The sequence below is a fragment of the Bacillus sp. FSL K6-3200 genome, from assembly GCF_038630485.1.
Lineage (GTDB): Bacteria > Bacillota > Bacilli > Bacillales > Bacillaceae > Bacillus > Bacillus safensis.
The window spans coordinates 2,312,379-2,326,516 of the sequence record NZ_CP152032.1 but is presented as its reverse complement, the minus strand read 5'-3'; the positions used below and the strand labels follow the sequence as shown (position 1 = coordinate 2,326,516).

General features: G+C 42.3%; 12 protein-coding genes. 1 reads left to right on the top strand and 11 read right to left on the bottom strand.

All coding sequences use genetic code 11. The annotated features are described in order from the left end of the window. Positions 1-46 precede the first annotated feature (46 nt). The 6 genes from MHI60_RS11710 to MHI60_RS11685 all read right to left on the bottom strand — a co-directional run bounded on the left by MHI60_RS11710 (position 47) and on the right by MHI60_RS11685 (position 2,958). Entirely contained in the window at positions 47-454 is a 408-nt protein-coding gene (locus tag MHI60_RS11710; RefSeq protein ID WP_144483396.1) for a YueI family protein, read from the bottom strand. A 27-nt stretch (positions 455-481) separates the two neighbouring features. Beyond that, positions 482-730, bottom strand: a complete 249-nt coding sequence (locus MHI60_RS11705) for a YueH family protein (protein WP_024423330.1) — start codon at positions 728-730, stop codon at positions 482-484. A gap of 96 nt (positions 731-826) precedes the next feature. Then, positions 827-1,048 (bottom strand): spore germination protein, encoded by a 222-nt coding sequence (locus MHI60_RS11700; protein WP_095410048.1) that lies wholly within the window; start codon positions 1,046-1,048, stop codon positions 827-829. A gap of 98 nt (positions 1,049-1,146) precedes the next feature. Further along, positions 1,147-1,368, bottom strand: coding sequence for a spore germination protein (locus MHI60_RS11695; RefSeq protein WP_003213446.1), 222 nt, complete (start codon positions 1,366-1,368; stop codon positions 1,147-1,149). A gap of 66 nt (positions 1,369-1,434) precedes the next feature. Beyond that, complete coding sequence (locus tag MHI60_RS11690) at positions 1,435-2,538, bottom strand: AI-2E family transporter (RefSeq protein WP_095409472.1); 1,104 nt, start codon at positions 2,536-2,538, stop codon at positions 1,435-1,437. Positions 2,539-2,721: 183 nt separating this feature from the next. After that, positions 2,722-2,958, bottom strand: a complete 237-nt coding sequence (locus tag MHI60_RS11685) for a YuzF family protein (protein ID WP_034282580.1) — start codon at positions 2,956-2,958, stop codon at positions 2,722-2,724. Between the two features lie 176 nt (positions 2,959-3,134). Here MHI60_RS11685 and MHI60_RS11680 point away from each other — a divergent pair, with 176 nt between their 5' ends. Then, entirely contained in the window at positions 3,135-4,622 is a 1,488-nt protein-coding gene (locus tag MHI60_RS11680; protein ID WP_263639779.1) for an alpha/beta hydrolase, read from the top strand. On the opposite strand, the gene MHI60_RS11675 is transcribed toward MHI60_RS11680, so the two are convergent. From MHI60_RS11675 to essC, 5 genes are all read right to left on the bottom strand, one after another. Next, a complete protein-coding gene (locus MHI60_RS11675; protein ID WP_024425954.1) occupies positions 4,619-5,152 on the bottom strand; it encodes an HD domain-containing protein in 534 nt (177 codons plus the stop codon). The genes MHI60_RS11680 and MHI60_RS11675 overlap by 4 nt on opposite strands. Positions 5,153-5,418: 266 nt before the next feature. Beyond that, the gene (locus MHI60_RS11670) at positions 5,419-6,162 is read right to left on the bottom strand and encodes a (S)-benzoin forming benzil reductase (RefSeq protein WP_238409565.1); all 744 of its coding nucleotides are present in this window, start codon (positions 6,160-6,162) and stop codon (positions 5,419-5,421) included. Positions 6,163-6,261: 99 nt separating this feature from the next. Continuing rightward, positions 6,262-6,747, bottom strand: a complete 486-nt coding sequence (gene essA, locus MHI60_RS11665; protein WP_144472247.1) for a type VII secretion protein EssA — start codon at positions 6,745-6,747, stop codon at positions 6,262-6,264. After that, on the bottom strand, positions 6,737-9,637 hold the full coding sequence (gene esaA / locus MHI60_RS11660; RefSeq protein ID WP_111292722.1) for a type VII secretion protein EsaA: 2,901 nt from the start codon (positions 9,635-9,637) through the stop codon (positions 6,737-6,739). The genes essA and esaA overlap by 11 nt, the downstream gene beginning before the upstream one ends. Further along, complete coding sequence (essC, locus tag MHI60_RS11655) at positions 9,634-14,109, bottom strand: type VII secretion protein EssC (RefSeq protein WP_144483404.1); 4,476 nt, start codon at positions 14,107-14,109, stop codon at positions 9,634-9,636. The genes esaA and essC overlap by 4 nt, the downstream gene beginning before the upstream one ends. Positions 14,110-14,138 lie beyond the last annotated feature (29 nt).

Genomic DNA, 14,138 nt, shown 5'->3' with positions numbered 1-14,138 from the left:
TATGCTCTTTTGAATCATTATAGCTTATTCATTTCACTAGGGAAACCTATTCAACAGATTCATGAGAAAAAGCTTTTTGAAACAGCTCATCCTCTATATAGATGTGCTCCTGATTGACCGCACCTGGCATCTCTATGACAAGACCAAAAGGAGAGTGCGATTCGTGATGATTCACCACTTTAAAGGAACATCCAGCGGTATTGGCCATTTTGACATATTGAGAATAAGAAGCATAGGAAAGTTCACCATTTAAAAGAACTGTGGCCTGGCGATTGGCCCTCAATATTTGTTCGACCTCTTGATACGGTTTATTTCTTGATACCTGTCCCTTTGTCAGGGCGAGAAGCGCTCGTTCCCTTAATGAACCAAGAAACATTCTTCGTTCATCGGGTTTTGTTTCAGCATGTCCAAATATCCCTTGCTGCAAATAAAAGTCTACGGATTCTTCTTTCATCACTGTTTTCACTCCTGGTTTTAAAATTTACATTTCTGTGACCCAGTGCACAATCTTAAGTGCGAGGTCACGGGCTTCGTCTGTTTCTACTCTTTCCATTAAGGATTGTTCAAGCGTATGGATGAGCTGCTCCTTTTCGTCCTCATACGCAATGGAAATACTCCATTCAATGTCAGGTACGGCAACAAGCGTTTTATATTCTTTTTTATTTTCATGTAAATATACATTGTAGGTCTTTGGTTGTCCGCTTGTGATGTGTGCTTTTCTAATTTTCATTTGACTCTGTTCACACCTCTTTTTTCTTCTTACATCCATATCCATTGTACCATAAAAAAAGACAGCTTCTGAAAAGGAATTCCCTTTCAAAGCTGGCTACGCATTAAAGCTCTTTTGCTGGCCGATCAGGTCTATATCCCACACAAACGTAACGTTTGGACTGTTAACAAATTGGCCAAAGTCCCCTGCATTATACGTACCTGAACCGCCGGCGGAGTGATCGACACTTTTTGGCGAAATGGCAAAAACATCACCGAAATGTGCAGAACCATTTCCAATTACACGGTCTATATGAATAGGTCCAACAATCGCTGGCATCTTTCCACCACCTTTTCTCCCCACATCATATGCCCAGCTCAAAAATACGTGTATGAAAAATAAAAAAGACAGCTGATCTTTGATCATCAGCTGTCTTTTTATGCGTTAAATGATTGAGGCTGGCCAAACAATGTAAAGTCCCAAAGCATCGTGGCATTCGGATCACTTGTAAGTGACATATAATCACCTGAATTAAAGGCTCCCGCACCACCAGTAGAGTGGTCTACAGCCAAAGGGGCAATGGCCAGGACATCACCGAAAGTAGCTGCACCGTTTCCTCCTAACGACTCGATATGAATAGGTCCAACGATTGCAGGCATCAGAATCTCCCCCTATCTGCTTATCTCAATCATCTTATGCAAAAAGGGAAAAGGTGTGCATCTGTCCTAGACGTTTAAATGCTGTTCCTTACGAGACCGCTGACGAAGCTGAACCAATCTGACAATATTCAAGGTAATGGCTTTGAGCAGTGCATAGACAGGAACCGCAAAGATCATGCCAAGGATTCCGCCAAAGCTTCCTGCCCCAATTAATAGCAGAATAATGGTCAATGGATGTGTGTTGAGGCGTTTCCCAATAATCAATGGAGAAATGACATTTCCATCGATTTGCTGAACGATAAGAATGACAATAACTGTCACCACCGCTTTTCCAGGCGAATCAAGAAACGCAATAAGTACAGCTGGTGCCGCGCCAAGATAAGGCCCAAGGTATGGGATCACATTTGTGACCGCAATGATAATACCGAGAATGAGCGCATATTTCACACCAATTAATAAGTACCCGATAAAACAAGCCACTCCAACAAATAAACAGACAACAATCTGCCCTTGTATGTAAGCCGCAAGTGTATCGTTTAATTCTTTAAAGATTTTCAATCCTTCCTTACGGTAAGGCATTGGCAAAAATTGAACAAGCTTGTCCGGAAACTTATGTCCGTCTTTCAACATATAAAACAAAATGAACGGAACGGTGATCACGGCTAAAGCAATATTGGCAATCACGCCAAACACCGCAGACATGCTTGAAGCAATGTTTTCCGGCAAACCTTTTAATGTCGAAACAATTGTCTGTTCAAACTTCGAGACGGAGACATAATCTTGGTTCATCATCCAAGTAAATGTTTTAGAATGCGAGAAGTCGTTCATAAATTTCTGCATGTCCGTCACATAACCAGGGAAGCTTTTAACAAGTCCACCTACCTGCGTGACAATAATCGGTCCCGCAGCATTCACAATGAACGTGATGAGTCCGATGAACAAGAGATAAATGATCAGGATAGCAAGTGTCCTAGGTATTTTCTTGGACAAAAATCGAACAATTGGATTAAAGATGAAAAAGAGAATTCCAGCCAGCAAGATGGGAACAAACAAGGTTGAAGCAAATAAAATAATCGGCTGAAATAAAAACGAAACCTTTGTTGATACATAAACAATAAGTAAAACAAGTAATATTTGGAATGTCCAAAAATGAACTTTAGATTTTAACAAAGATGCTCCTCCTGTTACGTATTGATCTTATTAAAAAACTACTATTCAACCCACCTTCTGTCAACTGCTTCTTGTTTTAGAACCTTATTTTTTGAAAAAAAAAGAACAATTGGTATATCATGCACTTTTTCCAGATATACATTCTATAAGCATGAAAAAAGCAGACACCTATGCGTCTGCTTGTTACACTCTTTCACTGTGATCAGGCATCACCGATACAATTTGCTGGATCCGCACATAAAAAACTGATTTTGTCCCCGCCTCAATGACAATATGATCCGGCATGACTTCCTTCAATTTTCCACGCACCGTATCTTTCACTGTTTGAACAATTAATCTCATACCAATCACTTTCTGCAATGTTTGATAAACATATGGATCAACTAATGAAACAAGCTGCGGACTTCCTTGTTGTGCCATCCTACCTGCCCCTTTACTTGTGTATTTACCCACAGCGTATGCAATGACCCATGTGAATGTCACTCAGGGCAAACCCACAACTCAAATACCATATTTTTACATTTTATATATTTTTACATCTTTTGGAAGTATAATAGATTGGTGCTGCCAACAACTTAAATCATTTGAAGAGGTGAATGTTCTTGAAAAAACTCATCTGTCTCGCTGCTGTCATGCTCTTTTTTTCCTTTGCAAGTTATGCATATGCAGGAACAATTGGAGATGAACCTGGGACACCAGGGAAGTGGTTTAAAGGAGAAGATCCGGTTCAAAAAGACGAATCAAAACCGCCGCTTGTTTTTGTTCACGGCATTAACAGCTCCTCCTCCACATGGTTCGACCGAAACGACATGGCAAAGCAAGCTGTTCTGAACGGATACGAAAGCGCATTCATAGATTTGTATCCAGATCAGGATACGAAAAAGAATGGCAAACTATTAGCAGAAAAGTTAAAAGAAATCTATGATGTGTTCGGTCGAAAACTCATTGTGATTGGTCATAGTAAAGGCGGGGTGGATACACAGTCCGCACTCGTGTATCACAATGCCCATCCATATGTAGAGAAGATCATCACACTCGGCTCCCCTCATTACGGGACGCCGCTGGCAGATTTAGCGTATAGCAAGGGCGGAAGCTGGCTCGCGGAAATTCTTGGACAAAAAAGCGACGCGCTCTATTCTTTGCAAACGGGGCTCATGGCGGCTTTTCGAAGTGAAACCGACAAGCTGGAGAAGTTTCCTCATAAATACATCACGTATTCGGGATCGGAATGGGGAGCATTTGGCGGGGTGCTGTACTTAGGAGGCATGTATTTAAAGAGCTTTGGCGCAAACGATGGCGCCGTCACGGTAAGCAGCACAAGACTATCATATGCAAACAATATTTTAACAGGGAAATGGGATCACAATTCAATTAAAAACGGCACAAGCATGTTCCCTGTATTCCAGCATCAGCTGCTGGCAAATGTCGCAAGCGCTGAAAAAGAAAATATAGAGACCCCGAACTCTACTGAGCTGAATACAGATGTTTATGTGAAAGGCGGAGAAAGTGAAAAGGATAAAACAGAAGCGTTCTATGTAGAGGAAGGAACGAATGGCTTATCGATTCAGTGGTTAAATGAAAGACAGGAGACGCGGCCAGAAATCATCGCCCCAAATGGAGACGTCTTAACAAATCTGAAGACATCGAAAGCATCTTTCCCATATGAAGGCGCATATACGCACCATGTGCAAATCAATAAACCCGTTCCTGGAAAATGGACGATTCGATCAAATTCAGGAAAAAAGGCTCCTTATTTGCTGCTCGTATCCTTTGATTCACCATTAAATGAAGAAATCAAAGCAGAGGCAGCGAAATCAGGGGATGATGCATCGACCCATTCAAGCGGTGTGATTAAACGGTTAAGCAAGAAAGTAGAAACCTTTTACTTTAAGGATGCCCAAAAAGATCATCCACTCAAAACAACTGATTCATCCGCTGTTCAATTGAAAAAAGAAGGTGCTTATTCTGTCACGGTTCATTACACTGGACTCACTGCATCAGGTACATCAGCATTTAACCGTACCGTTATTCGCACATTGTATGTCGATCAGCATGGAAATATTCATGGAGACATTCCATACTAAACAGAGCGTTTCATGGGCTGAAGTGCCTGCTGCACTTTTTGATCCAATTCCGTGATTTTTTTCATTGCAAGTGATTCGTCTATTTGTCTGTAATGATGATGTCCGCCAGGCTCTTCATCCATTTCATCTGCTTTCTTGACGATTTGCTGGAGTGTGTCCTTATGAAGGTCGCCCTCTGGCAAATATGAATCCGTATGAAGCAGAATCGCAAGCGCAATATCTTTGGCTGCCTTTGGTTCCTCACCGAGCCGTATGAGCAGTTTATGAGCCCGTTCTGCGCCTTTAATCGCATGAATATCATTCCGTCTATATGTCTCGTAATCCCATTCTCCGCCATCTGTATACCATTCATAGTGGCCGATATCATGCAAGAGGGCTGCTTTCACAGCGAGATCTGGATTAATCCCAGCCTGCACCGCCAGTTTGAATGCGTGATAAGCACAAGCAATTGCATGGGCTTTTCCTGAACGATTTAAATATTTTTGAGCGACTGGATGGGTGTAAACATCCATTAATGTAACCTTTCTCATGGAAACCCCTCCTTATCTATATTTTTAGCATCCTAACATATTCTGAAAAGAAACTCAAATGTTCTGTTATATTTTCTATGAGTCTCAAGAATAGCTTATGTCAAATAAGCTGTGTTTGCTTGTACAATACGAAAAAAGCAGTCGTTATGACTGCTTTTTTTCTTCTTTAAAACCATTGAAGTCTAGGAGCACGGAGCGAATTTGAGATTCGTGAGCACCGGCACGCAGGCCTGATACCGCATGCGAGGGTTTGTCTTCATGCTTCGTTATGACTGCTTTTTCACATACTCACGTGCATCGTAGACACATCCGCCATCTGGATCATCCGCTAAAAGATCGAGCAAAATACGTGCGACTTCATCTGGGCTCTTCAACGTGCCTGTTTCATATAATTGCTGAAAACGGTCTATTTGTTCAAAGTCTTGTTTTGATGATTTCCGAATTTCCCCCTGCATATCTGTATCGATCGTGCCGGGTGAAAAGGAAAACGTGTTGATCGGATGCGCCTCGTCCTGCTGTTCCTCATGAAAAGTCCTCATAAACATATCGAGTCCTGCCTTTGAACTGCAATACGCACTCCAGCCTTTGTATGGGTTTTTCGCCGCTCCAGAAGAAAGATGAACGATCGTTTTCTTTCCGTTAAATGATTGAGTCTGCTTGGCAAACACATGGCTCAGCAAAACAGGAATGACTAGATTCAACTTATAATGCTGATGAAGTGTATCCTGTCCGCCTTGTCCAACGCGCTTGATAGGTGTGACCATTCCTGCATTATTGACGAATAAGATGTCATCAGCATTTGCCAGAGTTTGCGGCGTGAGACTATTTTGAAGCCATTTGGCTGCTGCCGTTTCATCGGTCAGGTCAACCTGAGTATGTGTGAGCTTCGGATGGGATATCGGCGATGCACTTCTTGCTGCTGTGTACACATGATCCCCGCGCGAAAGCATCCTATTCACAAGTGCTAGGCCAAAACCTTTTGATCCGCCTGTAACGATTGAAATTCGAATGACAATCTCCTCCCTTGATATCACTATTTTACGTAGTGAAACGGTGTGACATCAAGCAATCTGCATAAAGAAAAGCCTGCCTCTTTTAAAAGAGACAGACTATTTCTTTTCAGCCTTCACATTCACCTTTGGAATCAGGATGATCATCACGATGAGTCCAACGGCTATCAAGAAACCAAAGATAATCGGAAGCAGAGCCGATGTCTGCTTCTCATGATCATCGTCAGAAGGTGCTGATACAGCCGAATCACTAAAAGAGATATTCATCTCTTTCATCATGCGAGCCGGTGTTTTGGGCGGGTTCTCTTTGAGATCACCAAAAAGCTGCGGAGAAAGAGATCCACCCGAGGCTTTAGGCGGTTCAGCAAAATGAATGTCTGTTTTGATTTTTGACGTCGTTTTGCTTTGTTCGTATTTCGTTTGATCCCTCAATATACTTGAGTTAATATTGAGCTCCTTTTCCTGATATTCATTCGGCTTGACATTCGTATCCGTATCTTCACCAGCAGCGAAAGCAGCAGGGATGAGGAGAAAAAGGGAAACGGCAACGAGCACCGCCCCTTTCACGAATAGATTAAGCTTCATGAGTCACATCACGTTCCTCTGTTTTATCTTTCCATAGCTTTTTCACAAGCGGTACGACCATGAAAAGGACAGTTAATATCACTAACCCCGTGACGCCCATTCCAAACGTGTCTCCATTTCCATATTGGATCGACAGGTACACATCTGTCACTGGATTGGTAAAGTGGAAATTCGGCATCACCAAATCAATTAACGGTGCAACAAAGAAGAAAATAAGCGCCGTTGCTGCCATCCATCCCGCAATGGAACCAAATAGGAAGGCCGTGCGAATAAAGGCAGAGCACGCAACTAATAACAAAATGGTGAAGATCGACCATTGAATGGCTTGATCATCTGCAAGTTTGTAAATGTTCAGTCCAAACAAACTGATCATGAGTCCGACTAATAGATTTAAGATGCCAAACAGTGCACCTTTGACCAGCATCGGAGCTGACGCATAATACGAGCTGAAAAAGCCAATTAACAAACTGCTGATCATCACAATGACCAAAATGACGACCGGCGGTACAGTCTGCGTTTTTTCTTCCGGCACATCGCCGCTGATTTTCAGCGGATTGGCTAAATGGTTATACACATAGTTGCTGTTGCCTTGATCACTTAATGTATTTCCTAGAATCCCCTTTAAATCTTGCTGAACAAGCTTCGTAGAGCTAACATTCTTGCTCCAGTTTTCATTCAGTGTATCTGCTTTTTCTTGAACTGTTGTGACACTCTCTTCAATGTTATTCGTATAATCCGCCACCCCTTTTTGGCGGTCGGTTAACGAACTCATATTTTCAGAAAGACGAAGCACTTCCTGACCAATTGAATCCTGTGCACTGACAACAATTGAACTGCCTGCAAGATCTGCCGTATACACCGCATCTCCTTGATCAGCCATTTGCTCAGCTACATTGTCGGCACTTTCAGAGATTGTCTGTAACTCCTGTTCCATGCTTGCCTGCTGAGTCGTAATGTACTCCGCATAACCATCTGAAAACTTCTGCATCTCATCAATAAAAGTAGACACATCATCATTTGATGTCAGCATCTGGTTTTTGAGCTTATCCCAGTTTTCTGTTTCTTCTTTTTTGATGGAGAGGATGGACTGGATATTCTCTTCTTTTGCATCATATAGTGAAGAGTTATTAGATGGTTGATAGACATTTGCGATCATCAGCTCTAGCTGAGAGAGTTGATTTGAATAGTCCATTAATTTTTTAGTTCTTGTTGATTTTGTTTCGAACTTTTTCTCAAAAAGATGATCGCTAAAGGCATTACTAATCGGTGAGTTCCTGCGCTTCAGCTCTTTTACTTTGCTTACAATGGATGATTCTTGATTTTTGATTTCATTCGGAATGACGTTATATCGGTCTTGTAACCGTAGGATAGTCTTTTCAAGCTTTTCTACTTTTTTCGTAAGGGTCTCAAGCTCTTTACTCATCTGACTCACTTTGTCTTTTAATTCGTCGTTATGAGCGTCCGCTTTTTCTTGTATTTTCTTTTTCACTTCATCTAAGCGAGTTGAGAGTGCTTTTAGGTCATCCTGCGATGAATTCTTGCTGCTGGTATCTGGCTGAGCAGGATTTTCACCGCTTTCACCTTCTTGCCCATCTTCAGTCGAAGGCGGTGGTGTCTCCTGTTCTCCTAATTGATCGGCAAGGTCGTTCATTTCTATTGAAATTTGTGAGAGCTCATTTGTTTCTTCATCTAGGTTAATCCCAATCTCTTCTGGGTTTTCATTATCTTGATCTGATTGCCCGTCTTCATCAGAGTCAGCTGGCGGTTCCGGCTCGTCCATTAACTCTTGCCTTTTTGCCAATAGCTTTGTCTGCAAGTCTGATATTTTATTTCGATAATCTTCTAAGTAACGATCTTCATAGTTTTTAATCAGTTCCTTCTGAGACGCTATCACAAGTTCCGTTAATCCCGTGGATTGCTTAGGAATAGCGTCTTCTCTCGACTTTTGAACAGATTGGATGGCGCCGTCAGTTGTTTTCAGCTGACTTTGTACCCCGTTGATGTCTGTTTTTAGTCCGCCCATTTGGTCACTAAAGCTGCGGGCATTTTGGTTTTGAATGTCAGCGAGCTGTTTGAGCCCTTGCTGGATTTGCTTTTGGCTTGTTGATTGCGCTTTGATCAAGAGATCCTTTTGTTTGTCTTGATACTGCTGGTATTGATCGACTACTTTCACAAAGTCCTTTAATTGGTTCTTTGCTTCTTCTGTTGTACTCAAGCCGTCTTTATATTGTTTCTGTGAATCGGCCATCGCATTTTTTAATTCTTCTATTTGTTTCTTCTGCTGCTGTACGGCATCTGATAGTTTGTTTGAGTTCGGCTTATAGAAGTTGTACATCGTGTTTTGGAATTCGACTTCTTTACCGACAATATGCTCAAACTCTTCTCTTACATTGCCGATTTCCTGTGATACAAAACTCCAATATAGCGTCGACATCTGTTCATTCATTTTCTTTTGTGCATTTTCCAGCTCTCTTTGCACTTTCTCTTTATTGACTGCATTGAGCTGATCTTGAATTGAAAATTGAATGGACGCCTTTTCGGGATGGTCTTTATCATAGCTCAGCACATTTTTAGAGAAGTCAGACGGAATATAGAGGACAGCGTCATACTTTCTGTTTTTCAGTCCATTTTCCGCCGCACTGCGATTCACTACAGTCCATGTATAATCAGGACGCTCTGACAATGCTGCCACAACATCCTGTCCGAAGCGAGCCGTGTTTTCACTTTCGCTCGCTCCCATATCCTCATTGACCACCGCAATGTTACGTGTCGCATTCTTCTTCTGTTTTGCCGGGTCATCTCCAATCAGGTGGAAAAATAAAACCGGCAGCACAAGAATCAATATCATGGTGGAGATGATTTTGATGGAGCTTTTTTGCTGCTCTGTCATTGAACACTCTTCCTTTCTACCGCACATAAAGGAACCTGAATTTTCTTCTCTTTCCCGTTTTCAACCAAATAGCCGAAGCCTGGCTGAATCTCTGGTTCTTGTCTTGCATACGGAAGCGGTATGATGTTTTGCTCTGATTTTTTCATGAGTAACATAGCATGACGAACTTGTTTGATTTCGTTTGTGAGTGCATCATAGCCCTTACTGAACTCGGTATGATTCCCTGATGCAATCAAGCTGAAGCCCAGGTGTGCATATGACTTCATGAAATCAGCCAATTGATCTTGAAGACGCGGATCGATCGTCTGCTGAAAACGCGTAATGCCATCAATCACAAGCACAATTTGAGGAAATGACAGCTGATCGGTCTCCCCTCGGCGTACAGCTTCGACGTACATCTCTTCCCGCACCTTGAATAAGCGGTCTATTTCTTCTGCCCATTCGGTGATATCATCCTTTGTTTCAAGGTAATCAATGTTCTCTTCTTTTGCATAATGGGATAGACCCCGATCAATTGAATCAAAGACGGCCAGCTTTTCAGGCTTTGCCACTAAAAGCTGATCAAGCATCAGTTTTGTCACATTTGTTTTTCCGCGCTGCGTTTGACCGATGATGAGGCAATGTTTATTCTTTTTCAAGTCAAAATAAACAGGTGCCACAGATTCCTCATCTAATCCGACTGGAATATCATAAGGCGTTTTTTGTTCATCTAAACGGCTCTCAAGCTCCCAAACTGTCAGCTTATCAGGAAGCATTGGCACAGGCTTTGGTTTTTCAGCTGCTTCAAAGCGGTCATGAAGAAGCTGTATCTCTTGTTTCAGATGCTCAAACAATTCGAGATCGTTCTCTCCTTCCACTGGCAGGAACATTTGCGCAAAATAAAGCTCTTCTTTGTTAATAATGACTCGTCCTGGGATCGGCTCTAAGCTGAATTTCGGTCTACCAATAATCGAGTACGCCTCTCCTTGATCCATTAAGTAATGGACAATCTTTGTTTTCAGATTGTTCATCAGCGATTGACGCACTGCATTTACCCGTGTCGCTGTAATCAAGAAGTAAATACCTAGTGATTGTCCGTCACGGCTCAGCTGAATAAATTCAGATTCGAGCTCATGCATTTCATCTTTGACAATGTCAAAGTTGTCAATCACGATAAAAATGAACGGAAGCTTTTTCTCATTTAAGGCGTTGTACATTTTGATATGACTCATTTCTTGCTGTCTGAATAACCGCTTGCGATATTCAACCTCTTCCCGCAGACGCTTCATTGATTTTTGGATCTTTCTCATCTGATCCATTAAGAAATAATCCGCCGTATGCGGCAGTTTGGCTAACGGAAGCAATGTCCCGTTTCCGAAATCATAAATATATGCGTGCCATTCTTCAGGTGAATACCTCTCCGCAAAGCTCATCAACAGTGTTGTAGCAGCAAGTGATTTGCCGTATCCGGAGGAACCGAAAATGCCAATGTTCCCATCTTCCATCATTTGATAAGAAAGTGGATGCTGGCTTTGCTGATCTGGTTCATCGACAAGTGCAAAATGGAAGACATGCTCTTCACTCGACGCATAACGTGTTTTTGGAATCCGCTCTTCAAGCGGTGGAAGCCATGGACTTGGCAGCTTCTCAATTCCAAGCTCCTGCTGCATACGTTCAATTTCATCCACAACAGCGGAAATCTCCGTCACTGTCTCTTTTTTCACTGCCGGCTCTGTGCTTACCCCTGATAACGGAATAAGTCCAGTATCTGTCACAATGGCAATGTCATCTTCTGAGCCGTAGCCATCTTCCATATATGGTGCACCGCTCCAAGCCGATTGGAACAATTCATAAATTTCATTGTTGCCAACTTGTAAATAGCCGCGGCCTGTGACGGTAATGGACGCTGCATCACTATTTTTCAAAATTTCCTTACTGTCTGACGCATCTTGCACTTTTAGTGCGACCTTAAAGCGGGAGTTACTCCAAATCTGATCATCAATGACTCCGCCTGGCTTTTGGGTAGCCAAAATGAGATGGACCCCTAGGCTTCGGCCGATACGTGCAGCACTGACAAGCTCCCTAATAAAGTCTGGCTCTTCACTTTTTAATTCAGCAAACTCATCAGAGATTAAGAACAAGTGAGGCATTGCCTGCTCAGCCTTTTTCTCCTTGTAGAGCTTTGTATAATCATTGATGTGATTCACATGATACTGATCAAACAGCCGCTGCCTTTTCTTCAATTCACTTTTAATTGAGGCAAGCGCTCTTTCACTAAAGTTCTTGCTGCCTTCAATATTGGTGATCGTTCCAAGTAAATGAGGAATATTTCGAAACGGCTGCGCCATTCCGCCCCCTTTATAGTCAATCAATAGGAAAGCAACTTCGTGCGGGTGAAAGTTTACAGCGAGCGATAAAATATATGTCTGTAAAAATTCACTTTTCCCTGATCCCGTTGTTCCCGCCAACAATCCGTGCGGGCCGTGTGCTTTTTCATGCAGGTTCAGATCGACAATGTCGTTTTTCCCTTTATAACCGATTGGCACCGATAATGATTTGGCCGTTTCTGAAGTCAGCCATTTTTCACGAATGCCAATGTCGTCCACCTGTTTGGCATGAAAAAGATCAAGGAATGAGACCGTTTCAGGAATCGAATTGGTCATACCGACTTGATGGTCTAATGTTCTCAGTGTTCTGGCAAACAGTTCATTGTCTCCGCGCTGATGTGTATCAAGCTGAAACGGAATTCGTACTGCCTTCTTGTGCTGAATGAGAATATCTCCTTCTTCTTCGTTAATATAACGGACAAGCGTCGAGATATTTTCAGCCAAGCTTTCCTTTGTTTCTGCAGCAAAGATAATGGAGATACCAAGGTCTGTACGGCTGCCTTCTAAGTATTCTAAAATCACATGCTCAGCAATGAGCTCATGATTTGTCACGATGAACACAAAATGAGGCGTAAAGATTTTCTTCTCTTTTTCTTCTTCTAAATCACGCTCACGTAAAATTTCATAGATCGAAGACAACAGCTGATCACGTGTTTGTTCATTGTAAATAAACCCTTTGCCATATGTATGAGGCAGCTGGAAGTGCGGAAGCCATTTCATCCATTCCCAATTCTCATACTCCTGCTCATGAAAGATAAAGACAAATCTCAAATCGTGATAGCTGTGTGAGAAAGCAAGCTGTCCGACAAGCTGATGAAGCTCATTTTTCACAATCGCAGGCTTCCCAATTAACCCTGTTGGACCATCCGCAAGACCGAATGTAATCGGGACATTCTTCACTTCACGATATACTTTTTGCATGTGCTGCGTTTGTTCCATTAAGTCATCAATATCTCGATTGGCCATATCACCGCCGCTCATTGATAACTCATAGCTTGATGGGACTGCGCCCGTTCCAAGACGCAGGTGTAAGAAGTCGTCACTCACAAGCGTCTTTTCCCAAATGCGTCCGCTGATTTCTGAAGTTAAATACTTCATTTGTTCAAATGACGGATAATGATACGTCAAAATATATTGCTGGCGGTCATACAGCTCCTGCAGCTCTTTTCTCTTATTTTCCAAATAAAGAGAATAGACTCGCTGCCGCTTCTCTTCTCGTCTTTTGCGCTGTGATTTTTCTTTAAAGTATTGAACGGACGATGTAATTAACGTCATGATAAACATCGCCATCGACACGACAATAAAGATTCCGCGCGGCTGGATAAGGGCGACAATCCCCATCACAAGGAGCATGACAAGCGGCGGAAGGACGACAAGCCAAAGCCCTCTGCTGTTATTTTCACTCTCCTGCGAAGGAAAGCTAAAGGATACCCGGTCATCTGGTAAATCATAAATCAAACGCGGTGTGCGTCTGTATGAAGGGTATTTTTGTTTTGTTTCTGTACTTGGTGGTCTTGTTTTTTCCAAACGTGTTTGAAAGGGTTCGTATGCTGTCACCTGTAATAAATCATCATCTTTAAATGTCACCGTCAGAAAGTTCCAGAACAGCTCATCTCCGGCATAAATCTTCTCTGGACCGTGGATTTTTTTTCCGTTTACGTAAATCGTCTCGTCCTGAGGCATGATATACCATGTTCCTTCGATTTTCTCTAAAGTGAACTGGCTGGCATCTTGAAACATGGAATGAGCTTGTTCTTTCCACACATCAATTTCATCCTTCTCCTCACGTGAAAAAGACAACTCGACTCTATTTCCTAGGTAATAAATATGCTGATCATGATGCGCATCCATTAAAATAAGTGTGAGTGAACCAAGCTGATATGGTTCATGTGGATGTAATTTGCCTTTCTTCTCATCTCCCTGATAAACATAAAAACCTTCATTCGGTTCATCGGGTGATAAACGAATTGCCCCTTCATCAAATGAAAGTGAAGGGATTGTCACCGTATGCTCTATTTCAGGTCCAATCAGAGCTTCTCGATTGAACTGCTCATCTAAACGGACGGTTTGATAATCCTCCTCATAAAAAACCCAAAGAAGACTCAAACGCTCCACCTCCTCATGGGACAGCACCT